At 56.9% G+C, this 26,166-nt stretch carries 27 protein-coding genes; 13 read left to right on the top strand and 14 right to left on the bottom strand.

Annotation, left to right across the window (positions count from 1 at the left end; translation table 11 throughout):
• Positions 1 to 3 precede the first annotated feature (3 nt).
• The 4 genes from mnmE to E5J99_RS16300 all read right to left on the bottom strand — a co-directional run bounded on the left by mnmE (position 4) and on the right by E5J99_RS16300 (position 4,576).
• Positions 4 to 1,395, bottom strand: coding sequence for a tRNA uridine-5-carboxymethylaminomethyl(34) synthesis GTPase MnmE (gene mnmE, locus E5J99_RS16315; protein ID WP_135498885.1), 1,392 nt, complete (start codon positions 1,393 to 1,395; stop codon positions 4 to 6).
• A gap of 91 nt (positions 1,396 to 1,486) precedes the next feature.
• Positions 1,487 to 2,146 carry a metal-dependent transcriptional regulator gene (locus E5J99_RS16310; RefSeq protein WP_135498884.1) on the bottom strand — a complete coding sequence of 220 codons (660 nt, stop codon included), beginning with the start codon at positions 2,144 to 2,146 and terminating at the stop codon, positions 1,487 to 1,489.
• A 175-nt stretch (positions 2,147 to 2,321) separates the two neighbouring features.
• Positions 2,322 to 3,332: a 3-oxoacyl-ACP synthase III family protein gene (locus E5J99_RS16305; protein ID WP_210114464.1), complete on the bottom strand. Its 1,011-nt coding sequence runs from the start codon at positions 3,330 to 3,332 to the stop codon at positions 2,322 to 2,324.
• A 101-nt stretch (positions 3,333 to 3,433) separates the two neighbouring features.
• Positions 3,434 to 4,576 carry a glycosyltransferase family protein gene (locus E5J99_RS16300; protein ID WP_167852185.1) on the bottom strand — a complete coding sequence of 381 codons (1,143 nt, stop codon included), beginning with the start codon at positions 4,574 to 4,576 and terminating at the stop codon, positions 3,434 to 3,436.
• Between the two features lie 130 nt (positions 4,577 to 4,706).
• Between E5J99_RS16300 and E5J99_RS16295 the strand changes: the two genes are divergently transcribed.
• Positions 4,707 to 5,525, top strand: coding sequence for a 2,3,4,5-tetrahydropyridine-2,6-dicarboxylate N-succinyltransferase (locus E5J99_RS16295; RefSeq protein WP_135498882.1), 819 nt, complete (start codon positions 4,707 to 4,709; stop codon positions 5,523 to 5,525).
• A gap of 88 nt (positions 5,526 to 5,613) precedes the next feature.
• On the opposite strand, the gene msrA is transcribed toward E5J99_RS16295, so the two are convergent.
• Both msrA and E5J99_RS16285 read right to left on the bottom strand, forming a co-directional pair.
• Positions 5,614 to 6,153: a peptide-methionine (S)-S-oxide reductase MsrA gene (gene msrA / locus E5J99_RS16290; RefSeq protein WP_135498881.1), complete on the bottom strand. Its 540-nt coding sequence runs from the start codon at positions 6,151 to 6,153 to the stop codon at positions 5,614 to 5,616.
• A gap of 313 nt (positions 6,154 to 6,466) precedes the next feature.
• The gene (locus E5J99_RS16285) at positions 6,467 to 7,357 is read right to left on the bottom strand and encodes a 3-hydroxybutyryl-CoA dehydrogenase (RefSeq protein ID WP_135498880.1); all 891 of its coding nucleotides are present in this window, start codon (positions 7,355 to 7,357) and stop codon (positions 6,467 to 6,469) included.
• 366 nt (positions 7,358 to 7,723) lie between these two features.
• On the opposite strand from E5J99_RS16285, the gene E5J99_RS16280 reads away from it, so the two are divergent.
• The gene (locus E5J99_RS16280; protein WP_135462063.1) at positions 7,724 to 7,894 is read left to right on the top strand and encodes a lmo0937 family membrane protein; all 171 of its coding nucleotides are present in this window, start codon (positions 7,724 to 7,726) and stop codon (positions 7,892 to 7,894) included.
• An 88-nt stretch (positions 7,895 to 7,982) separates the two neighbouring features.
• Here E5J99_RS16280 and E5J99_RS16275 read toward each other — a convergent pair whose 3' ends face one another.
• Positions 7,983 to 8,783 carry a hypothetical protein gene (locus tag E5J99_RS16275; RefSeq protein WP_135498879.1) on the bottom strand — a complete coding sequence of 267 codons (801 nt, stop codon included), beginning with the start codon at positions 8,781 to 8,783 and terminating at the stop codon, positions 7,983 to 7,985.
• Between the two features lie 17 nt (positions 8,784 to 8,800).
• Positions 8,801 to 10,423: an ABC-F family ATP-binding cassette domain-containing protein gene (locus E5J99_RS16270; protein ID WP_135498878.1), complete on the bottom strand. Its 1,623-nt coding sequence runs from the start codon at positions 10,421 to 10,423 to the stop codon at positions 8,801 to 8,803.
• 366 nt (positions 10,424 to 10,789) lie between these two features.
• Between E5J99_RS16270 and E5J99_RS16265 the strand changes: the two genes are divergently transcribed.
• Positions 10,790 to 11,260, top strand: coding sequence for a DUF4199 domain-containing protein (locus E5J99_RS16265; RefSeq protein ID WP_135498877.1), 471 nt, complete (start codon positions 10,790 to 10,792; stop codon positions 11,258 to 11,260).
• 244 nt (positions 11,261 to 11,504) lie between these two features.
• The gene (locus E5J99_RS16260; protein ID WP_135498876.1) at positions 11,505 to 11,906 is read left to right on the top strand and encodes a hypothetical protein; all 402 of its coding nucleotides are present in this window, start codon (positions 11,505 to 11,507) and stop codon (positions 11,904 to 11,906) included.
• 107 nt (positions 11,907 to 12,013) lie between these two features.
• Here E5J99_RS16260 and E5J99_RS16255 read toward each other — a convergent pair whose 3' ends face one another.
• Positions 12,014 to 12,439 carry a hypothetical protein gene (locus tag E5J99_RS16255; RefSeq protein ID WP_135498875.1) on the bottom strand — a complete coding sequence of 142 codons (426 nt, stop codon included), beginning with the start codon at positions 12,437 to 12,439 and terminating at the stop codon, positions 12,014 to 12,016.
• A gap of 145 nt (positions 12,440 to 12,584) precedes the next feature.
• Here E5J99_RS16255 and E5J99_RS16250 point away from each other — a divergent pair, with 145 nt between their 5' ends.
• The 4 genes from E5J99_RS16250 (at position 12,585) to E5J99_RS16235 (ending at position 15,578) form a co-directional block, all read left to right on the top strand.
• The gene (locus tag E5J99_RS16250) at positions 12,585 to 13,391 is read left to right on the top strand and encodes a murein L,D-transpeptidase catalytic domain family protein (protein ID WP_135498874.1); all 807 of its coding nucleotides are present in this window, start codon (positions 12,585 to 12,587) and stop codon (positions 13,389 to 13,391) included.
• 185 nt (positions 13,392 to 13,576) lie between these two features.
• Positions 13,577 to 14,110, top strand: coding sequence for a GNAT family N-acetyltransferase (locus E5J99_RS16245; protein WP_135498873.1), 534 nt, complete (start codon positions 13,577 to 13,579; stop codon positions 14,108 to 14,110).
• A gap of 170 nt (positions 14,111 to 14,280) precedes the next feature.
• Positions 14,281 to 14,658: a transposase gene (locus E5J99_RS16240; RefSeq protein ID WP_135498872.1), complete on the top strand. Its 378-nt coding sequence runs from the start codon at positions 14,281 to 14,283 to the stop codon at positions 14,656 to 14,658.
• Positions 14,655 to 15,578, top strand: coding sequence for an IS3 family transposase (locus E5J99_RS16235; protein ID WP_135498871.1), 924 nt, complete (start codon positions 14,655 to 14,657; stop codon positions 15,576 to 15,578). Before E5J99_RS16240 ends, E5J99_RS16235 begins: the two co-directional genes overlap by 4 nt.
• A gap of 505 nt (positions 15,579 to 16,083) precedes the next feature.
• Here E5J99_RS16235 and E5J99_RS16230 read toward each other — a convergent pair.
• The gene (locus E5J99_RS16230) at positions 16,084 to 16,278 is read right to left on the bottom strand and encodes a hypothetical protein (protein ID WP_135498870.1); all 195 of its coding nucleotides are present in this window, start codon (positions 16,276 to 16,278) and stop codon (positions 16,084 to 16,086) included.
• Positions 16,279 to 16,464: 186 nt separating this feature from the next.
• Between E5J99_RS16230 and E5J99_RS16225 the strand changes: the two genes are divergently transcribed.
• Positions 16,465 to 17,274 (top strand): M48 family metallopeptidase, encoded by an 810-nt coding sequence (locus E5J99_RS16225; protein WP_135498869.1) that lies wholly within the window; start codon positions 16,465 to 16,467, stop codon positions 17,272 to 17,274.
• 106 nt (positions 17,275 to 17,380) lie between these two features.
• Positions 17,381 to 18,286, top strand: a complete 906-nt coding sequence (locus E5J99_RS16220) for a diacylglycerol/lipid kinase family protein (RefSeq protein ID WP_135498868.1) — start codon at positions 17,381 to 17,383, stop codon at positions 18,284 to 18,286.
• Here the strand turns inward: E5J99_RS16220 and E5J99_RS16215 are convergent.
• Both E5J99_RS16215 and E5J99_RS16210 read right to left on the bottom strand, forming a co-directional pair.
• The gene (locus E5J99_RS16215) at positions 18,237 to 19,523 is read right to left on the bottom strand and encodes a metallophosphoesterase (RefSeq protein WP_135498867.1); all 1,287 of its coding nucleotides are present in this window, start codon (positions 19,521 to 19,523) and stop codon (positions 18,237 to 18,239) included. The genes E5J99_RS16220 and E5J99_RS16215 overlap by 50 nt on opposite strands.
• A gap of 106 nt (positions 19,524 to 19,629) precedes the next feature.
• Positions 19,630 to 20,265: an LON peptidase substrate-binding domain-containing protein gene (locus tag E5J99_RS16210; protein ID WP_135498866.1), complete on the bottom strand. Its 636-nt coding sequence runs from the start codon at positions 20,263 to 20,265 to the stop codon at positions 19,630 to 19,632.
• 110 nt (positions 20,266 to 20,375) lie between these two features.
• On the opposite strand from E5J99_RS16210, the gene mtgA reads away from it, so the two are divergent.
• Together mtgA and E5J99_RS16200 are read left to right on the top strand one after the other, a co-directional pair.
• A complete protein-coding gene (mtgA, locus tag E5J99_RS16205) occupies positions 20,376 to 21,143 on the top strand; it encodes a monofunctional biosynthetic peptidoglycan transglycosylase (RefSeq protein ID WP_135498865.1) in 768 nt (255 codons plus the stop codon).
• A 30-nt stretch (positions 21,144 to 21,173) separates the two neighbouring features.
• Complete coding sequence (locus E5J99_RS16200) at positions 21,174 to 21,608, top strand: nuclear transport factor 2 family protein (RefSeq protein WP_135498864.1); 435 nt, start codon at positions 21,174 to 21,176, stop codon at positions 21,606 to 21,608.
• 488 nt (positions 21,609 to 22,096) lie between these two features.
• On the opposite strand, the gene E5J99_RS16195 is transcribed toward E5J99_RS16200, so the two are convergent.
• Entirely contained in the window at positions 22,097 to 23,263 is a 1,167-nt protein-coding gene (locus E5J99_RS16195; RefSeq protein WP_135498863.1) for an App1 family protein, read from the bottom strand.
• A 141-nt stretch (positions 23,264 to 23,404) separates the two neighbouring features.
• Positions 23,405 to 24,220: a M48 family metalloprotease gene (locus E5J99_RS16190; protein WP_135498862.1), complete on the bottom strand. Its 816-nt coding sequence runs from the start codon at positions 24,218 to 24,220 to the stop codon at positions 23,405 to 23,407.
• A gap of 535 nt (positions 24,221 to 24,755) precedes the next feature.
• Between E5J99_RS16190 and E5J99_RS16185 the strand changes: the two genes are divergently transcribed.
• Entirely contained in the window at positions 24,756 to 26,165 is a 1,410-nt protein-coding gene (locus E5J99_RS16185; RefSeq protein ID WP_135498861.1) for a hypothetical protein, read from the top strand.
• Position 26,166: the final 1 nt, after the last annotated feature.

Below are 26,166 nucleotides of genomic sequence, written 5' to 3'. Positions count from 1 at the left end.
CGCTTATTTGCCGATGCAGAATTGGGTGAAAATGCTGGTCAGCAAATCATCGGAGGAGATTTCACCCGTTATTTCGCCCAGCGCCGCCAGCGCCTGCCGCAGGTCGGCGGCCAGCAGCTCGGTGCCGCTGCCCGCTTCGATTCCCAGCAGCACGGCATCGAGCGCCTGATTGGTTTGTTCGAGGCTGCGGGCGTGGCGCAGGTTGGTGACAATTGTGCTGTGACCGATGCGGTCCAGTCCTTCGCCACGCACTCGGTCCAGCAGGGCGGCCTGTAATTCGTCGAGGCCGTCGCCACGGGCGGCGGCAATCAGCAGCGTGTCGGGGTGGTTGTGGAAGGCGGCGATTTCCGGGTCAGATGCTACGTCCAGCTTGTTGCCTACGGCCAGCACCGGAATGGTTCGCCCAGGATTTACGGCCTCAATTTCAGCTTCAAGGTCTGCTGGGGTTGTGGTCGTAATATCAAATAGATAGAGAAGTAACGCAGCCTGTAGGACACGCTTTTTGGTGCGCTCTACGCCGATAGATTCTACTACGTCGGCCGTCTCGCGCAAGCCGGCCGTGTCTACGAACCGGAACCGAATACCTTCAATACTTACCTCATCTTCAATCAGGTCGCGGGTGGTGCCCGCCACGGCCGAAACGATGGCGCGCTCCTCATTGAGCAGGGCATTGAGCAGCGTAGATTTGCCCGCGTTGGGCCGGCCGGCAATAACGGTGGTAACGCCGTTCTTGATGACGTTGCCCAACTCGAACGAGCGCAACAGACGCCGCACCAGTGTTTGCACCTGCTGTAGCAATGCTACCAGTCCCGTGCGGTCGGCAAATTCCACATCTTCCTCCCCGAAGTCCAGCTCCAGCTCCAGTAGCGCCGCGAACTTTACCAGCCGCCCTCGCAGCTCGCGCAGCTCCTGGGAAAAGCCGCCGCGCATCTGCTGCAGGGCCACTTGGTGCGAGAGGGCCGAGTCGGCGGCAATGAGGTCGGCTACGGCCTCGGCCTGAGCCAGGTCGAATGCTCCGTGCAGAAAAGCGCGCTTGGTAAACTCGCCGGCTTCAGCCAGGCGGGCCCCGTTGCGAACCAGCAGCCCCAGAATCTGCGCCACGATATAGTCGGAGCCGTGGCAGCTGATTTCCACCACATCCTCGCGAGTGTAGGAATGAGGCCCCCGAAACAGCGACACCACCACCTCATCCAGAATGCGGGCCCCGTCGCGGATGGTACCAAAGTGGAGCGTATGGCTGGCCTGCTCGCGCAGACGCTTGCCGGCAAAGACTGCATCGGTCAGGGCAACAGCGGCGGGTCCGGAAAGGCGGAGCATGGCTATGGCTCCTGCTCCGGGCGGCGTAGAGAGGGCAATGATGGTGTCGGAAAGAGCGGGAGGAAGCGGAAGGGCCACGGGAAGCGGGAAAGCCGGATAAGGGAAAGCCTAAAGGTACGTAACCGGCCCACAGCCCAACAGAGCAGCGGCCAACCCGGCTCACAAACGGCTAACCGGTGATAAACAGATTGCGGCTTACTTCGGCCGAAATCAGGGTAGTTTTCTTGCGGTTGATTATGATTTCCAGGGAATTGTCAAAAGGAACCTTATCCAGTACTTCAATATAGGCACCCAGGCACAGCCCCACTTTGTCGAGGTATTGCAGGAAGGCCGCCGAGGTATTCTTGACGGCTACCAAAGTGCCGTCGGCACCGGGTGCGAGGTCGGCGACAAGCCGGTTCTGGGGGCGCCGGATAGCGCCTTCCTCGGTCGGGATAGGGTCGCCGTGGGGGTCGGTTTGCGGAAAGCCCAGGAACTCATCGAGGCGGCGTACCAGCAGCGGCGACTGAATATGCTCCATTTCCTCGGCCACCTCGTGCACCTCATCCCAGTTGAAACCCAGCTTCTGGACCAGGAATACCTCCCAGAGCCGGTGCTTACGAATGGTGAGCAGCGCCAGCCGCCGGCCTTCGGGCGTGAGCGACACGCCGCGGTAGCGGGTATAGTTGAGCAGGCCTTTCTCGCCCAACCGCCGCAGCATATCGGTCACGGAAGCGGCCCGGGTGTGCAGCACCTCAGCAATGCTGTTGGTGCTGACGTCGGTGCCCGGCTCGGCTTCGGCCAGCTTGAAGATGGCCTTTAAGTAATTTTCCTCGGTGTAGCTAGGCAAGATGGGAGACTTTGAAAGTCAAAATTATGTATTCTGCCTTCAAGTTTGATTACTTGAGCCAGTCGGGACGCATGGCACAAAAAACGAGGTGGCCGACGCTGCTGGTCTGCCACCTCGTGCAAGTAGAAACTTGCGGCCACTCTGCTCCATCAGCGCCGGCCGCCGGGTCGGGATATTACCACTTAATCAGGGCCGAGGCCCAGGTGAAGCCACTGCCAAAAGCGGCCAGACACACCAGGTCGCCCCGCTTGATTTTACCTTCCGCCACGGCTTCGCTCAAAGCAATAGGTACCGAGGCGGCCGTAGTGTTGCCATAGCGCTGAATATTGCTGTATATCTTCTCGTCGGGCAGCTGCATTTTCTGCTGCACATACTGCGTGATGCGCAGATTGGCCTGGTGCGGAATCAGCATATCGATATCAGCGGGTTGGAAGCCATTGTGGTCGAGAGCTTCCTTGATGACCTGCGGGAAGCGGACCACGGCGTGCTTAAACACATTCTGTCCATTCATGTAGGGGTACATTTCCAGCTCGTTGGCTACCACGTATTCCACGCGCTTGTTGCGGTTCGAGCCGGGCTCCCGCACGATGAGCTCCTCGGCGTGCTCGCCCTGCGAGTGCAGGTGCGTGCTCAAAATGCCATGACCCTCGCGGGTGCTGGGGCGCAGCACCACGGCCCCGGCGCCGTCGCCGAAAATAACCGATACCCCCCTGCCGCGGGTGGTGATATCGAGGCCCGAAGAATGAATTTCGGAGCCCACCACCAGTACGGTATCATACATGCCGGTTTTCACAAACTGATCGGCCATGCTTAGAGCGTACACGAAGCCCGAGCACTGGTTGCGCACATCGAAGGCCGGAATAGGAGCCTTGATGCCCAGCTCGCGCTGCAAGAGCACGCCCGAGCCGGGGAAAAAATAGTCGGGAGAAAGCGTGGCAAACACAATCATCTGCACGTCGTCGGGCTGCAGGCCGGCCATTTCCAGGGCCTTACGGGCCGCGTTAGCTCCCATGTTAGCCGTGGTGTCTTTACCTTCCTCGAACCAGCGCCGCTCCCGGATGCCGGTGCGCTCCTGAATCCACTCGTCGGTGGTTTCCATGAGTTCGGTAATGTCGGCGTTAGTAACGACGCGGTCGGGGACGTAGTGGCCGACGCCGGCAATTTCGGAATGACGCAATGTGCTCATATTGGGTTGTGGGAATGTGCAGAACTGGGAGCGGAAAAAAAGGAGGCGAAGATACTAAAATCGGCTACTCATTCCCGCTAACGGCGGGCAAAGGTCGGTAGTTACCGGATAGTATCCAGCAGCTCCCATAATTTAGTGGCTTCGGATGCCCAAAAAACATCCTGTGGAATGCCTTGGGAATAGAAACAAGCCGTGAGCCGGTCGGCCAGCTGAGCCATTGGCTCATCCGGGAAGGACACTGCCAAACCAGCTCCGTGGGCCTGTACCAGCGCGGCCCAGCGCGGGTTGTGGGGCACCAGCACCGGCAAGCCATTAGCCAGGTACTCGAACAGCTTGGTGGGCACGCAGCGCCATGTGCTGTCGTGCCGTTGGTAGGGCAGCAGGCCCAGGTGGCTGCGCCGAATGGCCGCCACGATTTGGGCATGAGGCACCAGCGTGTCGCCCCCCACAAGCGTGACGGTTTCCGGACTGGCTGCTACCGTTGTGCGCAGCTTGGTCAGCACCTCGGGGCGCTGGCAGAAACCAATGATGGTGAGGTGAGCCGCCGGCCAGAAGTGCCGTAGTTTGTGCGTAAGCGCAACGGCCTCGAAAACGCCGTTCAGCGCCGAAATAGTCCCCGAATACAGTAGGTGCAGTGGGGCGTGGCGCGGGGGCAGCGCATGGGCTGCGGCAGCAAGTAACTGACCGGGTTCGGGCTGAAATTTATTTTCCAGAACCACCGTGCGGGAGGATTCGGCGAAAGGCAGCTCATCGGCGTAGCTGTGCTCGGCCAGCAAAATGCCCGCCGCCCGCCGTGCGGCTACCGTTTCTAAGCCGCGTACGACCCCGACAAGCAGGCCGCGTAGCCAGGCAGGGTACACCTGCTGGGTCCGGATATTCAGGGCGTAATTTTCCCGCACGTCGTAGAGAAAAGCGCGTCGGCGGTTTAGCAGCTGCCAGAGCAGCGTGAGCGGGAGCAGCTCCGGGGCATGCACGATAACTATATCGGGCCGCAGGCGTTGCAGCAGTCGCCAATAGCGCCCTTGCGCGCCGAGCCGCTCCCAGCTCAGGCGGCTGCCCCGCAGCAGCGAGTGAAAATGCAGGCCAGGCGGCGCATCGGGAGGCAAGGTGGCCTGACGGCCGGCAACATGCACCGTGTGGCGCTCCCCGGCCCGCGACACGAGCGTGCGGCCAAACTTGCCGTACATGCGCGTGTCGTCCAGCGGCTTCAGGACGGAGGCTAACAGAAAGGTAGTGGGCTGCATCGTTGTCCTCAAAGATGCTAGTTCTGCCGTGTTTTCCCGAAATTGTTTCGGCTTTTTCGTGGGGGCCGGGCAATTGTTTCGCACCAATAAGGTGCTAGTTTTGCGGCATTCATTTCTGTAACCCTTCCGCATGACCGACTTCCGCGCTATCATAGAGGCCGCCTGGGCCGACCGCAGCCTGCTCCAGCAAGCTGCTACCACCGATGCCATTCACGCCGTAATTGAGGAGCTCGACAAAGGCCGTCTGCGCGTAGCCGAGCCCATCGCCGACGGCCAGTGGCAGGTGAATGACTGGGTGAAAAAAGCCGTTATTCTCTATTTCCCTATTCAGCAGATGGAAACCATCGAGCTGAAGCCCTTCGAGTACCGCGACAAAATGCGCCTCAAAACTGACTACGCCAGCCAGGGTGTGCGCGTGGTGCCGCCTGCCGTGGCCCGCTACGGCGCATTTCTGGCCTCTGGTGTTATCCTAATGCCCAGCTACGTGAACATCGGTGCCTGGGTAGGCGAGGGCACGATGGTCGATACCTGGGCCACGGTGGGCTCCTGCGCCCAGATTGGCGCGGGCGTGCATCTGAGCGGTGGCGTGGGCATCGGCGGTGTGCTGGAGCCCGTGCAATCGGCTCCGGTTATCATCGAGGATGGGGCTTTCATCGGCTCGCGCAGTATTCTGGTTGAGGGTTGCCACGTGGGCAAGGAAGCCGTGATTGGCGCAGGCGTCACCATCACCGGCAGCACCAAGATTATCGACGTGACGGGCTCCGAGCCCAAGGAGTACAAAGGCTTCGTGCCGGCCCGCTCGGTGGTCATTCCCGGCTCCTATGCCAAGCAGTTTTCCGCCGGCGAGTTCCACGTGCCTTGCGCCCTGATTATCGGTCAGCGCAAGCCCAGCACCGATCTGAAAACGTCGCTCAACGACGTCCTGCGTGAGCATAACGTGGCGGTGTAGCAAGTGTTAGTGAAGTAACAATCAGTTCTGCTAGAGACAAAAAAGCCCGCTGAGCAGCGGGCTTTTTTGTCTCCGAAAGCGGGGAGGCTTACGCCACCGGCTTCTTCAGCTTGTCGCCAAATACGGCTTTTACCTTGTCTACTTTGCTTTTTACTACAAACTGGCAATAAGGCTGCGAGCCGTTCAGGTTGTAGTAGTTCTGGTGGTACGCTTCGGCCGGGTAGAACTCCTTCAGCGGCACGATTTCGGTTGTGATGGGCTGGTCGAAGGCGTTGGCGGCGGTTAGCTTGCGCAGATAGCCCTCGGCCAGCTGCTGCTGCTGCTCGCTGTGAAAGTAAATTCCCGAGCGATACTGCGTACCAGCATCGTTGCCCTGCCGGTTGAGGGTCGTCGGGTCGTGGGTTTTCCAGAATATCTCCAGCAGCTCCTCGTAGCTAATCACGGCCGGATCGAAGGTAATCTGGATGACTTCGTTGTGGCCCGTCAGGCCGCTGCATACTTCCTTGTAGGTAGGGTTAGCATTGCGCCCGCCGGTGTAGCCCGACACTACCTTTTGCACTCCGTTCAGATTTTGAAATACGGCTTCGGTGCACCAAAAGCACCCGCCGCCAAATGTGGCTTGTTCCATCAGGTTATAGCAAAAGTCTACGTAAAAACAGAAATTATATAAGCGTATTCCGGCCCCGAAGGTTTCAGGTAGCGCCCTATAAACACCGCAAATGCTCTGCTTCTACTCGGGAGGCGCTTCCTGTACTATACATGTGCTTCCTGATTGGGCACCAGGGACTTATGCAAACACAAAAGTCCTTCCCGAGTACTCGGGAAGGACTTTTATTAGTAGCGCAAAGGACAATGAAACCGCTCGTTGGCTGTAGTTAGCGTAGGAAAACGATTCAACTGGCGCGGGCTACGCGAACTACAAAGTTGGCGCTACGGCATGCTTATTTCTTGAACCGCTCGGCTATGACCAGCTCCTTGGTGCCGTGGCCCCAGGAGTAGAAGCCCTCGCCGGACTTGACGCCCAGGCGGCCAGCCATTACCATATTTACCAATAGTGGGCAAGGCGCGTATTTGGGGTTGCCCAAGCCTTCGTGCAGCACCCGCAGGATGGCCAGGCACACGTCGAGCCCGATAAAATCGGCAAGCTGTAGCGGCCCCATCGGGTGGGCCATGCCCAGTTTCATGACGGTGTCGATTTCCTCGACGCCAGCCACGCCCTCAAACAGGGTGATGATGGCCTCGTTTATCATCGGCATCAGGATGCGGTTGGCCACAAAGCCGGGGTAGTCATTTACTTCCGTCGGGGTTTTGCCCAGCTGCCGCGAAATCTCCATGATGCGAGTCGTTACCGCGTCGGAAGTAGCGTAGCCCCTGATTACCTCCACCAGCTTCATCACCGGCACCGGATTCATGAAGTGCATGCCGATGACTTTATCGGCGCGCTTGGTGACGGCGGCAATCTTGGTAATCGAAATCGACGACGTGTTAGAAGCCAGAATAGCCTCCTGGGGCGCGTGCTGGTCCAGGTCGCGGAAAATTTGCAGCTTCAGCTCCACGTTTTCGGTGGCAGCTTCCACCACCAGCGCTACTCCGCGCACACCTTCGGCAATGCTGGTATAGGAAGTGATGCGGCCGAGGGTGGCCGTTTTCTCCTCTTCCGAGAGGCTACCCTTGGCTACCTGCCGGTCGAGGTTTTTGCCAATCGTGCCGAGCGCCTTATCCAGGGCCGGCTGATTGATATCAATGAGGGCCACGGCAAAACCATGCTGGGCAAATACGTGAGCAATACCATTGCCCATCGTACCCGAGCCAATAACGGCGACGTTCATCATGCAAAGCGGAAAAGGAGGGTGGGAAAGAAGAAGGAAACAACAACCGACCAAAAACAGCCGGCCTGCGCCCGCAAAGCTACTCTGAAATAACCGGCAGCCCAAGTTGGCAGGGGTTGCGGCAGTAGCAGAAGTAAAAAAAATGCACGGCTCGCAAATGGCTGTTTGCAGACTGTGAAGCAGGTTTTGCAAGGGAAATAAGCCGGAATTATGTAAATTTTTGAATCACAATATATCCTTTTGAAAAGGCGCGCGTACAAATCCGAAAATCACCTTACCAGCAACTTTCAACCCACTACAACTGCCAGTAAGCTGAAGTGTTTTCTTCTTTCATTTTCCTTCCTTCCAACCCAATCAATCACCACCACCATGGGAAACCTACTGTATATCATCGCTGTAATTCTGATCATCATTTGGGCCTTGGGCTTCTTCGGCGTACTCGGCGCAGGTATGGCAGGCAATAACCTGATTCACGTGTTGCTGGTCATTGCCATCATCGCCATTCTGCTGCGCGTTATTCGCGGTGGCCGCGTAGTGTAACTACGGCCAGCCCTACTTTAGTCTGAAAAACAAAAAGGCGGCTCCCCGTAATGGGGAGCCGCCTTTTTTGTGGGCTATAGCGGCAGTCTTACAGCTTCCACTTCAGGTTATACAAAAAGTTGAAGCGGATAACCGGCTGTCCATACGGTGAGAGCGGACTGCCATCGGCGGTGTAGCCATCATTGAAATTGTAGAGCACGACAATATCGGCTGCGAACCGGTCGCCAATCGGAGTACGGTAGCCTATGCCGGCCAGTGGAGTGCGGTAGTTGCGGGTGACGGGCACGATGGCGGCTTGCGTAGCGCTCACCGGTACCAGATCAAAAGACTCGCTTCGGGTAGCTTCGTACTCAGCATGCGCGAAGAATTGCTGGTAGACGATATACTGCGCAAAAACCTTCAGCCCCACGCTGTTCAGCTTTAGGTTTCCTGCCCCCTGGAAGGAGTAGTTGTTGTAGGAGTAGCTCACCCCCGGCCCTATAGCGAACTTCTCGGTGACTCGGTAGCCAATCGAGGGTCCGATGCTGGCGCTAAACTGCCCAATGCCATTGTAGCTGGAATAGCCCAAGCCGACATTGCCGTACAGAAAAAGCTTGTACACCGGCTTGGGCTGCTCGGCCGAGCTGGTCCCCGCCGGAAGCTCTAAGCCCGAAGGAGAGTTGGAGCCCGGCTGCGGCTGCGGTAGCGGCTGGTCTACCGGTGGTGGCGCGGGTACGGGCACCGCCGGCCGGCTAGAGGGCTGCGCGGGGCGTGGCACGGCACTGCCAGGAGGAGCCGTATTAAGCTGCGGCTTGACGGTGGTGCGGGTCGTATCGGTCTGGGCTTGGGCAGCCGGAGCCAGCCACAAGCCGGTGCTCCCAAGAGCCAGCACTAAAAGGATGCGTTTCATAGAGAGCTAGAACGTACTTAGGATACGAGTTGGTATTTGCGCTGCCGCAGAGCTTTGATCTGGTCGTCGGCCAGATACTCCTCATAGGTCATGCGCCGGTCGATGATGCCGTCGGGCGTGAGCTCGATGATGCGGTTGGCTACGGTTTCAATGAACTGCAAATCGTGGGAATAGAAGAGCAGCGTGCCTTGATAGTCACGCAGGCTGTTGTTCAGCGCCGTAATGCTTTCCAGGTCGAGGTGGTTCGTCGGGTCGTCGAGCACGAGCACATTGCCCGATTCCATCATGATCTTGGAGAGCATGCAGCGCACTTTTTCGCCTCCGCTCAGCACGTTCGACTTCTTCTGCGACTCCTCGCCCGAGAAGAGCATGCGGCCCAGGAAGCCCCGGATAAAGCTCTCGTCCTTTTCGGTAGAATACTGGCGCAGCCAGTCCACGAGGTTCAGGTCGGTGTCGAAGAACTCGGCGTTTTCGCGCGGGAAGTAGGAGGGCGTAATCGTGGTGCCCCACTTCGCGTCGCCGGCATCTGCCTTAATCTGCTCAAACAGGATGTCGAACAGGAGGGAAGCAGCCCGGTCGTCGCGGCTGATAATGGCAATCTTGTCCTTCTTGTCGAGCGAAAAGGACACATTACGGAACACCGGCTGCCCGTCTACCGCCTTGCCCAGGTTCTCGATGGTAAGCAGCTGGTTGCCGGCTTCGCGCTCGGGCTTGAAGGCAATGTAGGGATACTTGCGGGAGCTGGGCTTAATTTCTTCCAGCGTGAGCTTTTGCAGCAGCTTCTGGCGCGAGGTAGCCTGCTTCGACTTAGAAGCATTGGCCGAGAAGCGCCGCACGAACTCTTCGAGCTCCTTGCGCTTGTCCTCGGTTTTCTTGTTCACGTCCTGGCGCTGCTTCAGCACGAGCTGCGACGACTCGTACCAAAAGGAGTAGTTGCCGGGATACATCGTGATTTTCGAGAAATCCAGGTCGGCCATGTAGTTACACACGGCATCCAGGAAGTGGCGGTCGTGGCTGACCACAATTACCGTATTCTGGAAGTTGTCGAGGAAATTTTCGAGCCACAGCACCGTTTCGGCGTCCAGGCCGTTGGTTGGTTCGTCGAGCAGCAGCACGTCGGGGTTGCCGAACAGGGCCTGCGCCAGCAGCACCCGCACTTTGTCGGAGCCGCCCAGGTCGCCCATCATCGTGAAGTGCTTGTCCTCGCCAATGCCGAGGCCCGACAGCAGCTCGGCCGCTTCGTAGTCGGCATTCCAGCCTTCGAGGTCGGCAAAGTCGCCTTCGAGCTGCGCGGCCCGCTCGCCGTCGGCATCCGAGAAGTCGGGCTTGGCATACAGCGCGTCCTTCTCTGCCATCACCTTCCAGAGCTTGGTGTGGCCCATGATGACGGTCTGGAGAACGGGGTGCTGGTCGTAGGCAAACTGGTCCTGCCGCAGCACCGACAGGCGGGCCCCGGCGGGCATCACCACGGACCCCGTGTTGGGCTCAATCTCGCCCGAGAGTATTTTGAGGAAAGTTGATTTACCCGCTCCGTTTGCCCCGATAAGGCCATACACGTTGCCGGGCAAAAACTTAATGGTTACGTCTTCGAAAAGGATGCGCTTACCGTAGCGCAGGCTGACGTTGGAAGTACTGATCATACAGAGGAAAAAGCGAAGAAACGGGGAAAGCGCCGGGTAGTGGCAGGTAAAAATATCTAGCGGCCCGCAAAAATACGCAAAATGCGTGGGGCATTATATTTCCCAGACCCAATGCGGCATTCTAAAGCGTGATAACTGAACCGCTGGCTGCGCCGGCGTGCCTGCCAGCGCCCAAAAAGCTGCGTGAACGAACCAGCGGGAACTCGGAAAAATAAGTACTCACACAACATCCCCGTACAGAATCAAGTATATAAAGTACAACCAGCCCGGCCGAATCAGGAGGTGTGCTTCTTCAACAGCCCATGGCTTCTGGCAGTTCCGCCGCCGCAGTTGTCTTCCTCCTACTTCTTTTCCCCTTCCTGTTTTATGAACAAAGTGACCCTGACTCCCGAAAGAAATGGCGTCCGCTACGGTATGTTCACGGCCGGCGGCATGATTCTGTATTTCCTGGTGGCCTCGCTGCTGCACCTGACCGACCGGGTCGAGTTTAGCTTCCTGAACGGCGCGGTGCTGGCTATCGGCATTTGCATGGCTATTTCGCACTACAAGCGTGTCCGCAACGACCGGATGCCGTACCTGCACGGCTTTGGTACCGGTATTATTACCTCCATGGTGGCCTCGGTCATATTCGGCTTGTTTTTCGTCATCTACACTGTCATCAATCCCGGCATCATGGACCGGCTGCGCGCCTTGGATCTGTTCGGCTTCGACCTGTCGGTGACCATTGCTTTTCTGGCCATACTGCTGCAAAGCGTGATGTCGGGCATGATAATTTCGCTGATAGCCATGCAGTACTATAAGAGCGCCGACCACAAACCACTCGAAGGAATAGAGTAAAACAAACTAACGCTTTAGGAAAGCCGGTTTCAGCCTTTGAAACCGGCTTTTTTTATGTCCTATTTATATCTGATAGGAACTTAGTACCAAGAAGAGGATGTTAATAATAGAGTTGTAAGTTTGACTAAATGAATATATATTTGGACAATATATAGTGAATGAGTTCGCTAAGATTTTTTGTCTTGGCCTCTTTGTCCACCTTTTACGTCTGCTTCCCTTCCACGCACTCCTCACTACGCTTACTATGAAATCCCTATTGCTTGCCCTGTCTCTGTTTTTGAGTGCAGCCGTTTCGGCTCAAGCTCAAATGCGGGATAAATACGCCGAGATGCCGGGTTCCGGGGATGTTTCCGAAGCCCGCGTTGTCGATCTGACCCGTCAGATGGTCACGCAACTGCACCTCAACGAAGCCCAGTACATTCGCCTGCGAGCCGCTAACCGAATCAAGCTGGCCCGTTTGGATGAGATTCAATGGGAATACAAAGCCAATCCTGGTCAGCAGCACTCCAAAATAGCGGAGTTGGAAGCCCAGTACGAAGCCGAATGCAGTCGGATTCTGACGCCTACTCAGCTGAGCGTGTACCGCAATCAGCAGCAGCGCGACTCGGTGCCGACGCAGCCCACGAACGAGGGCGGTATTGGCTAACTATCAGCACCAGTTGACTGGCGCATTCTTCGCATGACACAAAAAAAAGAGGCTCCGCGTTTGGGGTCTCTTTTTTTTGTGTCTGGTCCGAAATTTTGCGCTGTTGTCTACTTAGCTGATGGAGTAGCGTCAGCAGGCGGTTGCATGATGGCGGGCCGCTCGTAGAGAATTTCCGTCACGGTGCCGAGCGGGCCGAAGCGCAGAATCAGCTTGTTGGCTGTGGAGCGTTGGTGGCTCGGCGCGCACTGCGAACCGGGCTCCAGGTAATAGAAATAGGTTTTTTCGGTTTGCTCGCTCAGCTCTTCCTCATCGGGGCGGCCAAATAAAGCCCCGATTGCGTCGGCTCGGGTGCCGTACAGTAGCTCCCGATGCTGCTGCAGCGCCGGCAGCTGGTTGCGGCGCTGGTCGGTACACGCATACGGGTCGCGGCGCCAGGCAGCAGCGTCGAAACCAGGCAGCTCGGGCAAGGAATGACCACAGGCATTTATAAGCAGAGTGCCAAAAAAAACAGGCAATATGTGGCGAAGAGTCATGGCTGAAAAAAGGTCGGGAACCGCCGGCGGGTGAGACGCGTTAGAAGCGCCAAGAAAGATGATACTGAAGTGCTAAAGTACTAGATTTGTATAGCCGCGTTTCCGGTCAATTGTTTTCGTTCTCCTGATAGGTCTATTTCAGCCCATGCCCACTACACGGACTGCCTTCGCGGGCGTACTACTGACCGCACTTACGATTCTGCTCCCAACCCTGGTTCCTGCCGCTGATAACCCGGGCGGGCCCCAAAAAAATACGCTGTCGGCTACTGTCGCGGCTCGGCGGGCATTTTACACGGCGGCATTTGAGCAGCGCATGCTGCTGACGTACGCACAAAGCGGCCTCACGGCCACCGGAATGCCGGTAGATGTTTTTCGGGAGGCGCTTATCGGGTACTACAACTTGCAGCAGCGCGGCTTGGCCTCGGCCTCCAAGCCAGTGCTGACCGTAATCGATTTCAGTCGCTCCAGTCGCCTCAAGCGCCTCTGGGTGATAGACTTGAAGCAGCAGCGGGTGTTGTTTCATACGCTGGTAGCGCACGGTAAGAACACGGGTGAGGAATTTGCCCAGGCTTTTTCGAACGTGAATGGCTCGGAGCAGAGCAGCATCGGGTTCTATCTGACCGGTAATACCTACAACGGCAAGCACGGCCTGTCGCTGAAGCTGCGGGGCCTGGAGCCTCGCTACAATAGCAACGCCGGCAGCCGGGCCGTGGTGGTGCACGGAGCCGAGTACGTATGCGAAGACTTCGTGCGCCAGCACGGCCGCCTGGGCCGTAGCCAGGGCTGCCCCGCGTTGCCAGCCAGCCAGGCCAGCGACATTATCCGGGTCATCAAGGGCGGCTCGGTGATATACGCCCACGCGCCGGCGGCCGTTAACTATACCTCCTCATTTTTGCAGCTGGACCCCGCCCTGGCAGCTTTTGCCCGCAGTCAGGGCCTAGCGCAGCTGTAGATTGGCAAACCGCAACAGATTTGGCCTTGGTTAAAAGTTTGGTACAGAAGTTAAGTGAGCAGCTGTCAAACAGGGCAGCCACACGATAAAATTGGTTCTTTGGTCCGAGAGTCAAATTTGGGTTTATAGCATGCTTACTTTTAGCGCCTGCCTACTCCACGGCAAGTAACTGATAGAACAGGGTTATGGTGAAGCTCGCTCCTTTGCAACCGGAACACGTTGCGCACTTTTACACGTGGCTCCGCGACCCCGAAGTCATCGAGTATTCGCTCTCGGCTTTCCAACGCATGAAGACCACGGAGCAGATTGACCAGTGGTTTGCGGCCACCTTACAGCAGGCGAGCAACCTGAACTTAGGTATCTATTTGGAGGAAACCAACGCGTTGATTGGCTATGCAGGCCTCTCGGGTATTTCCGTAACGAATCAATCGGGCGAGTACTTCATCTTTATCGGCGAGAAAGCATCGTGGGGGAAGGGCGTGGGTACGGCCGTAACGAAGCAAATCGTTGACATCGCCTTCACCAGCCACCAACTCAATCGGATTATGCTCACGGTTTCCGAATCGAATACGGGTGGTTTGAAAGCCTACACGAAAGCTGGCTTTGTCGTGGAAGGGCGTCTACGACAGGCTGCTTGTCGGCAAGGCGTATTTCACGATAAAATTGTGATGTCCGTGTTAAAAGCAGAATGGCAGCCGCAAGGCGCACAAGGGTACTAGCACCGCCGAGACATTAGTGGGAGGACATTCTGCGCATTCAAGTGCGCTATTCGCCGACCGATGGGAAGCTATTCCACATGCGATTTTTGGCCTACCCTTTTATCTGCATTCAGCGGGTACTCTGTCTTGTCCGGAAATAAGTTGACAGTTTTTGGCCTAAAAACTGTCTCATGGAAGACCATATTCGCGCGCTACTTCAGCGCTTTCAGTACAGCGAGCAGTTCAAAGAAACGGCGGCGTTCCGCATCGTCTTTGGGGGCGAATCGCCCAGCCAGGTGATGGCCGACTTGGATATCCACAACAGCTACACGCTGCGTAACTGGGTAAGCCTTTACCAGCGCAAGGTGCAGACCGGCTTGTTCGTTAACCCGGCTATGACACGAACGCAAAAACGGGACGTGCAGGCCTTAAAACAGCGCAACGGCGAGCTGGAAGAAGCGCTCCAGCAAGCCAACCTACTGATTTTAGCCCTTCACACCATGATTGCGGTGGCCGAGCAAGAGCTGCAACTGCCCATCCGAAAAAAGTCTGGCACCAAACAGTCCTGAGACTTCAGGAAAATGAAATCGTGCGGGTGAGCGTCGGTCACCTGTGTCGACTGTTTGGTGTAAGCCGACAAGCCTTTTATCACCGCCAGCACTTCGCCCAACGGGTGCGTGGCCATTCCTTGCTCGTGCTGGACCTGGTCCTCGCCCTTCGCCGGGAGATTCCCGGTCTGGGTACCCGGAAGCTGCATCTGTTGCTGCAACAACTACTCGCGGCGAGTGGCATTCAAATGGGCGGCGACAAACTGCATCAGCTTTTGCAAACGCACGACTTGATTCTGCGCCAAAAGCGGTCAGTGCCGAAAACGACGAATTCTGCGCACAGCCTGCGTAAGTATCCCAACTTGTTGGTGGACATCGCGCTTACAACACCACAGCAGGCGTGGGTCTGCGACATTACGTACTTGTGCATCGGGTTGGGTTTTGGCTATTTATCCTTATTGACCGATGCGTATTCGAAGCTCATTGTCGGCTACTGCTTGCATCCCCTGCTTGCAGTAGAGGGCTCGTTGAAAGCGTTAGAAATGGCCCTGCAAAGCGAGCAGCCCCGCCCCGATTCCCTGATTCATCACTCGGACCGGGGCAGTCAGTACTGCAGCTTCGCCTACATTCAGCGGCTGCGCCAAGCGGGGATTGCCATCAGCATGACGCAACACGGCGACCCGTACGAGAATGCGGTAGCCGAGCGCGTCAACGGCATCTTGAAGGCGGATTTCCGATTGAACCGCGTGTTTACCACCTTTGACGAAGCGGCCCGTGCGGTCGAGCAAAGCGTGCGCAACTACAACCACCTTTGTCCTCACATGAGTTGCGGGTATCTCACGCCGGCAGCCGCCCACGCCAGTACCGAGCCGTTGCAAAAGCACTGGAAACCCAAAGTGTACAAGACTGCTCAGACCCCAACATCAACCGATATAGCCTAACTTGACAATCTGCTATCAGGACTAGAATCAACCCTTTTCTTCTCACGCAGAAACTGACAACTTTTTTTCAGGATTGGACAATTGGTCAACCCAGAGACGGACTACCACCAAACGGTCAACTTTTTTCAGGACGAGTCACTCAGGGCTACTTGTTCAGTGAAACATCCCTATTTCTGTACAACTCTGTAGACCATCTGCAACTGGGCACATTGGATGGGAAACAGACCAATTTTGTACAGAAAACTTGTTCAGCAATCAAAGTGCATTTAACTCGACAAGCGCGACGCAGAATCTGTACTTTGCTTCTGAAAACGGTTAAGTGATGTTGCTAAATGATTGGTTTTGTGGTGTCAATGTCTTGATAATCCTGGGCTAGTAAGGCTACTAACAAGCTCGCCAATTAACATTTGGACCAGACTTTTAACCAAGGCCAGATTTGTGTTCACAGAAAAACCCAGCCATTTGGCTGGGTTTTTTGCTGCCAGGGGTTGCCGTATCGTGGAAATCAGGCCCGGTCGCTGGTGGTTTTCACGAGGTTGATGCCGGCAAAGAAGAAGATCAGACCCACGGCGAAGGGCACCAGGGAATTCATTTTGCTGAGGCCGATACCGCCAATCTGCAAAAAGCCCAGGGCCCCGGCAATAATGCCGATGATGCCCAGAATTGTCAGAATGGAGCCGAACGCGCGTTTCTGGTTCATATGAAAAGAGGAGTAGCGTAAAAGAAGAAAATCCGAAACCGCATAAAAGCGGTGCAGGCCTGATACGCAGATACCTCGAATTTGGGTATGCCGCCTCTGGCACAACCCTGCTTCCGGCTACGCGTTACAAGCGCAAGGGCCTGTACGGGCCGTTTTTCATCCGCCCATTTTCTACAGCCACACCCCATGAGAGGAGGACTTCGCTACCTGATTGCCCTGATAATTGCCGGGTTTTCGCTAATAACGTACTACTGCAAACGCTCGACCAACGAAGTCACGGGTGAGGTGCAGCACGTGGATATGACCACGGACCAGGAAATTGCCCTGGGCCTGCAAGCCGCGCCCGAAATGGCCCAGCAGTATGGCGGCCTGCACCCCGACCGCCAGGCGGCGGCCCGGGTCGAGGAAATTGGTCAGCAATTGGTGCGCAGCACCAAAGCGGGGCAGACGCCCTATAAGTTTCAGTTTCACTTGCTGGCCGATGAAAGCACGATTAATGCCTTTGCGCTGCCGGGTGGGCAAATATTCATCACGGCGGGCCTTCTGAAGAGCCTGCGTACGGAAGGGCAAGTGGCTGGCGTGCTGGCCCACGAAATTGGCCACGTAGTAGGCCGCCACTCGGCCGAACAGGTGGCTAAGTCCAGCCTGACGCAGGGACTAACCGGCGCTGCCGCCATTGCTATTTATGACCCCGAACGGCCCAGTACGGCCGCCGCCGCTGCTGCCACTGCTATGGTTGCTAAGCTGGTCACTATGCGCTTTGGCCGGCAGGATGAGCTGGAGTCCGACCAGCTTGCCGTCGATTTTACGTCGCAGGCCGGCTACGACCCCCGGGCCATGATTCAGGTGATGGAAATCCTGGAAAAGGCCGGTGGCGAGAGCCGGACACCGGAATTTATGAGCACTCACCCCAACCCCGGCAACCGCATCGGAGAGTTGCAGAAGGATATTGCCGCCCAGTTTCCGCAGGGCTTGCCCTCCGGCTTGAAGGAATAGCCGGTACGTTCGTCTGATTTTCACCTGTGGCCGGGCATACGTCCGGCCACAGTGCGTTTGGCCCCGTAGAAACGGACGTTGACGCCGCTTCTTATTACTCCCGCTCATGTCTTCCTCCCCCGTACTATACCAGCTGCTTTTCGTCCTGAATCCCATTTCCGGGGATATTGATAAGTCTTCGCTGGAGGCAACCATAAAGCACTATTGTGCCGAGCGGGGACGCACGGCAAGTTTTTTTCACACCACCGGAGAGCACGACGAGGAGAAGCTGCGGTACCACATCGGACAGCAGCGCTACGACGCAGTATTCGCCGCAGGCGGCGATGGTACGGTGAGTCTGGTGGCTTCTGCACTGGCAACTACTGATGTTCCGCTGGGTATTTTGCCGCTGGGCTCCGGCAACGGCTTATCGAAAGACCTCGGAATTCCGCAGGATCAGGAGGAGGCGCTCCGCCTCGTGTGGGAGCACCAGGTCCGGGCCATCGACACGTTGCAGGTAGGCGGTACTTTTTGCGCCCACCTCGCCGACCTGGGGTTCAATGCCCTGATAGTTGAGCAGTTTTGCAAGGGCAATACGCGCGGGCCTGGTGCCTACGTGCGCATCGCCATGCAGGAATATCTGGGCTATGAGCCGGCTGTGTACCGCATCACCACCGACCGGGAAACCTTTGTGGGAGCCGTGTTTATGGTCACAATAGCCAATGCCAACACGTTTGGCAGTAACATGGTCATCAATCCGGATAGCCGGCTGGACGACGGCGAATTCGAAATCTGCCTGATAGAACCGTTTCCGGGTACAGCTTCGTTGGGCATTTTATACCAGCTCTACACAGAGGACTTCGACGCGTCCGTTTACACCCGGCGCCTGCGCTGCCGGCGAGCCACGGTGGAGGTAGTTGACCAAACGCAAGTGCTGGTGCAGGTAGATGGCGAGCCCCTGCAACTGCCTTCGCCGGTTCAGGTCACGATGCAGCCGCGGAGCTTGCGGGTGCTGCAGCCGCTGCAGGCGTAGCGGCTGCTGTTGCGGGCACAGCCGCGCCGCTGAGCAGCTTTTTGCGGAATACCTCGGCTGCGGCCGGGCTGTCGGACGCGGGTAGACCCGGCTCGTACGTGCGCAGCCACACATCTCCGTTCTGGTAAAACTCAAGCCCGAAAAAGCCCTTGTGCTCGTGGGTGAACGTAGACTTGCCGCCGTGCTGCACGAAAGCCGTTTTGCTTCCCGACCCACTTACCAGATAATGCCCCTTGCGGTAGTGAAAATACTGCAGGTTGTGGTCGTGGCCGGCGGCGTAGATGATGTTGGGGAACTGGTGCAACACCCGCAGCAGCCGGCGGCGCATTTTGCGGTAGCGCGGGTGTGCCATGTCTTCCTCGGCCCCAATGAGTTGGCGGTACACCGGAAAAAGGGAGCCCAGCACCGGGAGCGGCACATAGGCTCTTTTGTGGGCGGCCGTTAGTGGAAACAAGTGCTGCTTGGCCGTGAACTTGCCACCGTGCAGGGCATTGGAATACAGCGGGTGATGCCCGGCAATGACGATCTGCTGGTGGCGGTTATGCTCTAGAAGTTCGTGCAGCTGCTCGAACGGCTCTGTCTCGTTGAGGGCCGTGCAGCCAAACTCGGGGCCGAGGGGGCGCGGGCCGTGTTGCACCCACCACTGCGTGTTGAGTACCACCAGCAACAGCCCTTCGGCCAACTGCAAGGTCACGGGGCCCGGGCAGCCTTTGGGGGGTAGGTAATGAGCAGCCGGCAGATTCTGGAGCACATACGCTTCCTGGCGCAGCAGGTATTGATAGCCGTCTGGGCGGCCCTTGTTCCAGTCGTGGTTGCCACTCAGAAAAACGACTCTTCCGGCGTAGCTCCGGAACGCATCCAACTGAATATTCATCCGGCGCTCGGCTACCGCCCGACCGGGGTGCGTAGGTGCTGGAATGCCCGTCGGGTACACATTGTCGCCGAGAATCACGACGCCGCTGGCCTCGCCGGCTTCTCCCAGCCACTGCTGCAACAGATTCAGAACCGGGTCGTGGCCGTCGGTGGCCACGGCCCCCAGGTCGCCGACCAGGGCCAGGCGGTAGCGCAGGGCACTGGTCGGGTCGGGCTGGTGGGAGGCCCAATCGGCGGCGGCAGCCGCCACGTACACCTGCCGCCGATACCGGCGCTCCTGCCGATACCGTTGGAACAGCCAGGCTACGACGACCGCCGAGACGGCCACGAGCAGGTACAGCAGAAGGGAAGGAGGACTTGGCAAGTGGCGGGACGAAGAAGGGCGGTAGGGGTACGGGTTTCTGGCTGATGTCGTTTGGGTGCTCCGACTGAAACCGGGCGGCTTTATGCTAGGACCAGGAAGAGAAAGGCTAAAAATTAGGCGGCGTCAGGTTTTTGAAATGCCCATTGAGTCGCGCCCGGTCCTTGAGCCGCTCGGTTTCCATGATTACGGGCAAAATATGCTCCAGGTGTTCCAGCACTATTTCCTGGCGCTCCTGCTCGCTCGTAGCGGCCAGCAGCTGGTATTCCTGGTCGGTGGAGAGGCCCAGGTTGTGGGCCACGTCGTAGATGCGGTAGTTGGGCGGCAAGTCCACAAACAGCTTGCGCAAGCCCAGGGCAGTGTAGAGCTGCTGCACATACTCAGTGATACGGTCCTTAATGGTCAGGTCTTGGCTGGGGTCGTCGCGAATGTCTTCTACGGTGCCGGCGGCGTAGAGCTTGCCGGGGGCCTGGCGGTGAAACTCCCTGATCCGGAACACGCCCACGGCTTTGGTCCGAATGTCGAGCTCACCATTGTCGTAGTGCTTATCGACGCCGAGCAGGCGCATTTCGGTGCCCAACTCACTAACGCCTTCGTTCAGGTAGGGCGGAATGCCAAAGGTGATATCCGACTCCAGACAGTCGCGAACCAACTGGCGGTAGCGGGGCTCAAAAATGTGCAGATTGAGTTTTTCGCCGGGAAAAACCACCAGACTCAACGGAAACAGGGCTAACGTACGGGACATAGAGACACAACAGAGAAACCAACGAAAAGTACGGCTAAAAGCCAGTTGGGTACGGCGGCACGGACATAATTCCGCTATTTTTGCGCGAGGAGCCAGTAAGAAAGCTCCCGATGAATCAGCCTATTTCGGAGAGCGTGACGGACTATAAACGGTATTGGCGGCAAACCTGGCGGGTGGCCTTGCAGGTAGGAGTAGCTTTATTTCTGGTGTCCATTGCCTGGGTGCTGATTTACCGCTGGGTGTCGCCGCCGGCTACCTGGCTTATGCTGGAGCGCCGGGCGCACGCGCCGGTGGGCAAAGGCTACTATGGTATTCGGGAAGAAGAGCGCCGCATCAGCTACGATTTCCTGACGCTCGACGAAGTATCGCCGCACGTGCCGCTGGCTCTTATTGCGGCCGAAGACCAACTGTTTCTGCGCCACCACGGCTTCGATTTCAACGCGCTGCAACGAGCCGTAAAAACCAATATGCAGGATGGCAAGCAGTTGGTAGGCGGTAGTACAATATCGCAGCAGGTGGCCAAAAACGTGTTTTTGTGGCATGGCCGCAGTTACGTTCGCAAAGCCGCCGAGGCCTATTTCACCATGCTCATCGAGCTGCTCTGGAGTAAGCACCGCATCATGGAAATGTATTTGAACGTGGCCGAAATGGGCGACTGTATCTTTGGCGTGGAGGCGGCATCGCAGCGCTACTTCCACAAGTCGGCCAGTGCCGTGACGCCGGCCGAGGCGGCCTTACTGGCTGGGGTGCTACCCAATCCGCTGCGGTTTCGGGCCAGCAACCCCGGCCCGGCAGCCCGCGCCAAGCAGCGCCGCGTGATGCGCAACATGCGCCGCCTGGGCGGCACGACCTACGTGCGCGAGTTGGTTGCCGACTGATTTTAACTGCTTACTATAGGTCTCTCGCACATGAAAAAACTGTTTGTGGCCATCCTGCTCAGCGCCGCCTTGGGGGGCTGTGCTACTACGGCACCTATCAACACGCGCGCCACTATTGAGCAGGTGCTGGCCACGCAAACGGCTGCCTGGAACCGGGGCGACGTGGCCAGCTTCATGCAGGGCTACTGGCAGTCCGATTCGCTGGTGTTCATCGGCAAGCGCGGACTGACCTACGGGTGGCAGCCCACGCTAGACAACTACCGCCGTAGCTACCCCGATGCCGCCGCTATGGGCCATCTCACGTTTTCGGGTCTGCATATCACGCCCATCAGCGCCCAGGCCGCGCAGGTGGTAGGGCGCTGGCACCTGGCCCGCCCCGCCGCCGGCGACCTGACGGGCCATTTTTTGCTGGTGTTTCGCCGCATCAACGGCCAGTGGGTTATCGTCGCCGACCATTCGAGCTAAAAAAGTAGTTCAAACCCGCGTTACCTACCAAGCCCTACTATCGGTGCCGGCAGTAGGGCTTAGCAGGTAACGCGGGTTTGAAATTGAATAAAAAAGCTACGGGAGCGTCCTGCTTGCTCTGTCGTCCACGCTTTCAAAGCATCTCTACTGTCACACTAGAGTGGTTTCGAGGTCAATGGACAGTAGCGCGAACTGTGTAGTTCGCGTCCCCGCGCTGTTCGCATTCGTATTATCGGAGCGGGGATGCGAACTACACAGTTCGCGCTACTGTTGCCCCGTACACTGAATTCGAAACCGCTCCAGGCTGTGTCTGGAAACTCTATTTTGGCAAAACGGCAGTCATGCTTCAACAAGCGGACGCCAGATAAGGCAAGACAAGAAAAAAGATCAGCGTAACACGAGAACGAGCGGTCCACTTGTGCTGCTAAAGACTATCTGAGGCATTGCAACAGGTTACCGAAAACGCTCAGTTTGGCTCGTTGAAGGATTTACGCGCCTTGGTCCTGGGCTTCGCCGGGGTCGGCGGGTGTGGTTTCGTCCTTGTGCTTTTCCTCCACCACGGCCGGAATAGCTTCGCGGAAAATCAGGCCGGTGCGGGCGGCATGCTCGGCGGCCTGCACGGTGTCCTGCACCAGCAGCATCTCCACGTTGTCGCCGCGCAGCTCTTCCGATACTTTCTCTACCAGCATGGCCCGCTCGGGGTGCAGCACGTCGCGGATGTAGATGGCCAGCACGCGGCCGGGGTGACGCCGCACCACTTCGCGGTAAATGTTGGCGTCTTCCTGCCCACTGTCGCCGATGAGCACGAAAGGCAGCTTGGGGTAGGTGAGCAGGATATTGTCGATTTCGCGCAGCTTGTGGCCGTGGTGTTCCGACGTGTCCTTGGCCGACTTGCGCACTACGGAAAAATCGCGCAGCAGGAGCGGGCCGGGCGGAATCTGGTTCAGGGTCAGGAAGTCTTCCAGCAGGTCGTAGAGATTCCAGGGGCTGCTACTGACGTAGAAGAAAGGGTTGTTGCGCTTGCCATTGCGGCCCAGCTGCAGAGCCCGGTAAAACTCGGCTACGCCTTTGAAGGGCAGGCGCGAGCGGGCGTTGCGCAGCAGCACGGTGCGGGCCATGCGCATAATATCCGTTACCGAAGTCTGAATCACCGTGTCGTCAAGGTCGCTGATGATGCCATATTCGGCGTCGACGGGCGGAATCATCACCGGAGCCTGGGCCGACAGGCCAGCGGGCAGCGGCAGCGGCGCGGGTACTGACTTGAGCAGCACATCGACCGGATACCACATAAAATCGATGGGCTCGGGCAACGTCTTCGGCTCCAGATTCAAAGTGAAGTAGCCTTCGTCATCCGTTACTATCGTATGCTCGGAGTTGTCGGTGGGGCGCACGACAACCTGCGCGCCGGCAATTTCATTGCTCTCGAATCGCCGATACATGTTCATCAGGTTGTGCCAGCGCGAGTCGCTCGGATCGGCTTTCCCAATGCCTTTATCGGTAAGCAGGCGGCCCTTCACGTAGAGGCGCGTGGGCGTGCCGTAGCTGCGGTAGGTAACAATCTGGATGGGGTCGAGCAGGCCCAGGCGGGTGCGGGCTCGCAGCATCAGGTCGTCGGCTTTTTCGGCCCAGTCGCCGAGGTGGTTTAGAAGTGACATAGTGCGCGTAAAGAAAGCATACTGTGGCTACGTAGTACGCAGACAGGCCCCCGGCAAGTTGCGCGCAGCGGTGGCCAGCGCCCAAACAAAAAGGCCCGCTACACCAGGTAGCGGGCCTTTGTCACGATAGTGCTGAGGGAGTTACAGCGAATTCTTGAGGTTAATCAGGTTGGTATCCGTCTGGGTTTTGTTCTGGCAGTTAAGCTCTTGCGCCTTTGCCTGAATAGCCGCTACCCGGTTGTTGGGGTCGGGGTGGGTGCTCAGGAAGGTAGGCTGGTTGCTGGGGCTTTCCTTCTGGGCTTTGATAAAGAAACCCGCCGCCCCGTCGCAGGCATACTGCGTGCCGCTGAGGTAGCGTACCGAGTAGTCGTCGGCTTCGGTTTCGAACTCGCGGCCAAACTTGAGCTGCCCCAAGCCGGCGGCAATCTGCACGAGCTGGTTCGGGTTGTCGCCCAGCAGCAAGCTCAGCAGCAGGCTGATGCCGTAGTCGTTTTGCAGCTGCTTGGAGGTGTGGCGGCGGTCGGCGTGGGCAATTTCGTGCCCGATAACGCCCGCCAGCTCGGCCTCCCGGTCGAGGTACTTAATGAGGCCGGTATACACGTAGATATGGCCGCCGGGCGTGGCAAAGGCATTTTTGTCTTCCTTTTCCACAATTTTTACATCCCAGGGAAACTCCGTGCGGTAGGTGAGCTTGCCCGAGTCCAGCACTTTGTTCACCACTTGGTCGAGGGCAGCGTAGGCGGCAGGATTCTGGGTGCGGGTAAGCAGGCGGCCGTATTCGTTGGGCTTCACGCGCATCAGCGAGTCGGTTTGGCGGGCTACCTGGTCGCCGAGGGTGCGGTCGTCTTCAATGGAGAATAGCAAGACGCCGTCGCCGTCTTTGGAGCAGGAAACCGAGCCGAGGGAAGCTGCCGCGAGGCTAAAGAGAAGCCAAGACTTGCGGAATGAGCGATGCATAGGACAGAAATTAGGAAGGAGAGAAGCGGGAATAGACAGGCGAAAGAAAAAACGGTGCCAAAAGTCTTTGGCTCCGATACGCCCCCAAACCGCCCCGCGTTGCCTCCGGCCGCGTTTTTAGGCCGTTCATAACGATATAGGCCGTTTTCAGCGCTGATTTTCGGGCGCTTAGCGTTGGGGCAAAAACATGTAAGCTGGCCCCCGAAGACCGCTCCGACATGTTTGCGCTTCTACCAGTTTATAGAGCATATTCACTAAGTTTGTCGTGCCTTATTGTGCCCATCCGCTCTGGCTTGACCTATAATTTTTTATTGGCTCCTTCCTCTAGTAGGTGTCTATACATATGCGCTCGTGCTGGTCGCATCATCCCTTTTGCTCTACTCTATTTCATGTTTAATTTCCTCTTGCGATTACGCAATCTGCTGCTCATTGGTGGCCTTGCCTGTATAGTAGCCCCTGGTTGCACCCTGCCAGACGATGAAAAATTTCCCCGTTGGTAAGTGGAGTAGATGCAAAAAGAGCGACTATAGAAGAGTTGCAGCTTCTTGTTGCAGCAAAACAGTACGAAGTGCTTCTCGCTGATTTTATAGGCGGAACCGGCCAAGCTACGGGCACGCTGGCTTGGAAGCTGATGTGGCAGGAGGCGCTAATCAAAACGAAGCCGGGAGCTGAAGGGTACGTTTTTGTTCCGGTAAGACCACAGCTGCCCAGCCAGCCGTATGCACTACAAACGGTTGGAGAAAAAAGGTATCTGCGCTTCAAGCGTACCTATAGCGGTTGGGAGTGCAGCTTGCTTTCATTCTTCTACCGTGCGCCACAAAATAAATTGCGTGGATCAGCGGCTACGCCCGGTATGCCTGGTTTTCTGAAAACCTACAGCGGCGACGTGCTCATTGGCTACCTCGGTACGGGGCGGGTAGTGTTATACAAGTATAAAAATGGAAGCAGAGAGCACACGTACGGTAACGGAGGCACCAGCCTACGACCAGGGCAACGTACGCTCACCGGCAACACGGCTTCCTCTCCGCAAGGCACCACTCAATGTGTGGAATATCGTGCTTGCTCATGGCTTCTGACCTGCCCTCGCCCATACTCATTTCCGGAGTTTCAGATAGTGCATAACGACGGAGAAGGTACTTGTATAGAGCCTTGGGGCACTACGCTTTCCTGCGGAACGGAAACGGTCTATCATCTGGGAGCCTGGAATACCTACAGGCTCTGCGATGGTGGGGAAGGTGATGGAGATGGAGACGGAGATGGTGGAGACGATAATGGTGATATTGATCCAGATGATGACAACAATCCTCCTCTTCCCCCTTGCGAAGGCATGAATGCGCAGAACCAGATACCGGCCTTCAAAGCAGCCCAAAATGAGCTGATAGCCAAAACATCTGGAAATGCAGAATATAGCTACGCCTTTAATGACAAGCACGATTTTTCAACATATGTAGGCACTCCTGGTATTCCAGGTAAGCCCGTTGTAAGCATGATTTATGATAAAAGCATTCCTTTAGATGGGATCAGCCATAATCATTATGTTGAATGCTTAGATGTGCATTCGGGTGGTGATTTAAAAGCAATGTTTGATATAATGAAGGACGGGCATATGAGAGATGATAAAGCGTTTACCAGTTCTTTGTTTACTCAAAATGGCGTTGACTATTCAATAATGATTACTAATTATAATCAATTTTTAAATTTCGGAAGTATTTGGTTGCACGATGTAGATGCAGTCATTTCACTTGAAAATTTGTATTACTATGATAGGCCAGGAGGAATTGGGTACAAAAATAGTGCCGTATCTGCCAGTGAAAAAGCATTTCTAAGTATGCTAGATCAGAACGGTGCCGGTATAACAATATTGAAGCATGACAGAGCAGCGGATACCTGGACCACGCTCAGCGTGAATGATCAAAACGAAGTAGTCTCAACTCCTTGCTTATAAC

The organism is Hymenobacter elongatus, assembly GCF_004745955.1.
Classification (GTDB): Bacteria; Bacteroidota; Bacteroidia; order Cytophagales; family Hymenobacteraceae; genus Hymenobacter; species Hymenobacter elongatus.
Note: the sequence above shows the minus strand (reverse complement) of the source record. Positions and strands in the feature narration are given on the sequence as shown.

What these genes read in the sequence shown, in the direction of transcription:
- E5J99_RS16305 (WP_210114464.1), bottom strand. Translation starts at nt 3,332, where the DNA reads ATGAGCACATTGCGTCATTCCGAAATTGCCGGCGTCGGCCACTACGTC.
- E5J99_RS16300 (WP_167852185.1), bottom strand. Translation starts at nt 4,576, where the DNA reads ATGCAGCCCACTACCTTTCTGTTAGCCTCCGTCCTGAAGCCGCTGGAC.
- E5J99_RS16295 (WP_135498882.1), top strand. Translation starts at nt 4,707, where the DNA reads ATGACCGACTTCCGCGCTATCATAGAGGCCGCCTGGGCCGACCGCAGC.
- msrA (WP_135498881.1), bottom strand. Translation starts at nt 6,153, where the DNA reads ATGGAACAAGCCACATTTGGCGGCGGGTGCTTTTGGTGCACCGAAGCC.
- E5J99_RS16285 (WP_135498880.1), bottom strand. Translation starts at nt 7,357, where the DNA reads ATGATGAACGTCGCCGTTATTGGCTCGGGTACGATGGGCAATGGTATT.
- E5J99_RS16280 (WP_135462063.1), top strand. Translation starts at nt 7,724, where the DNA reads ATGGGAAACCTACTGTATATCATCGCTGTAATTCTGATCATCATTTGG.
- E5J99_RS16275 (WP_135498879.1), bottom strand. Translation starts at nt 8,783, where the DNA reads ATGAAACGCATCCTTTTAGTGCTGGCTCTTGGGAGCACCGGCTTGTGG.
- E5J99_RS16270 (WP_135498878.1), bottom strand. Translation starts at nt 10,423, where the DNA reads ATGATCAGTACTTCCAACGTCAGCCTGCGCTACGGTAAGCGCATCCTT.
- E5J99_RS16265 (WP_135498877.1), top strand. Translation starts at nt 10,790, where the DNA reads ATGAACAAAGTGACCCTGACTCCCGAAAGAAATGGCGTCCGCTACGGT.
- E5J99_RS16260 (WP_135498876.1), top strand. Translation starts at nt 11,505, where the DNA reads ATGAAATCCCTATTGCTTGCCCTGTCTCTGTTTTTGAGTGCAGCCGTT.
- E5J99_RS16255 (WP_135498875.1), bottom strand. Translation starts at nt 12,439, where the DNA reads ATGACTCTTCGCCACATATTGCCTGTTTTTTTTGGCACTCTGCTTATA.
- E5J99_RS16250 (WP_135498874.1), top strand. Translation starts at nt 12,585, where the DNA reads ATGCCCACTACACGGACTGCCTTCGCGGGCGTACTACTGACCGCACTT.
- E5J99_RS16245 (WP_135498873.1), top strand. Translation starts at nt 13,577, where the DNA reads ATGGTGAAGCTCGCTCCTTTGCAACCGGAACACGTTGCGCACTTTTAC.
- E5J99_RS16240 (WP_135498872.1), top strand. Translation starts at nt 14,281, where the DNA reads ATGGAAGACCATATTCGCGCGCTACTTCAGCGCTTTCAGTACAGCGAG.
- E5J99_RS16230 (WP_135498870.1), bottom strand. Translation starts at nt 16,278, where the DNA reads ATGAACCAGAAACGCGCGTTCGGCTCCATTCTGACAATTCTGGGCATC.
- E5J99_RS16225 (WP_135498869.1), top strand. Translation starts at nt 16,465, where the DNA reads ATGAGAGGAGGACTTCGCTACCTGATTGCCCTGATAATTGCCGGGTTT.
- E5J99_RS16220 (WP_135498868.1), top strand. Translation starts at nt 17,381, where the DNA reads ATGTCTTCCTCCCCCGTACTATACCAGCTGCTTTTCGTCCTGAATCCC.
- E5J99_RS16210 (WP_135498866.1), bottom strand. Translation starts at nt 20,265, where the DNA reads ATGTCCCGTACGTTAGCCCTGTTTCCGTTGAGTCTGGTGGTTTTTCCC.
- mtgA (WP_135498865.1), top strand. Translation starts at nt 20,376, where the DNA reads ATGAATCAGCCTATTTCGGAGAGCGTGACGGACTATAAACGGTATTGG.
- E5J99_RS16200 (WP_135498864.1), top strand. Translation starts at nt 21,174, where the DNA reads ATGAAAAAACTGTTTGTGGCCATCCTGCTCAGCGCCGCCTTGGGGGGC.
- E5J99_RS16195 (WP_135498863.1), bottom strand. Translation starts at nt 23,263, where the DNA reads ATGTCACTTCTAAACCACCTCGGCGACTGGGCCGAAAAAGCCGACGAC.
- E5J99_RS16190 (WP_135498862.1), bottom strand. Translation starts at nt 24,220, where the DNA reads ATGCATCGCTCATTCCGCAAGTCTTGGCTTCTCTTTAGCCTCGCGGCA.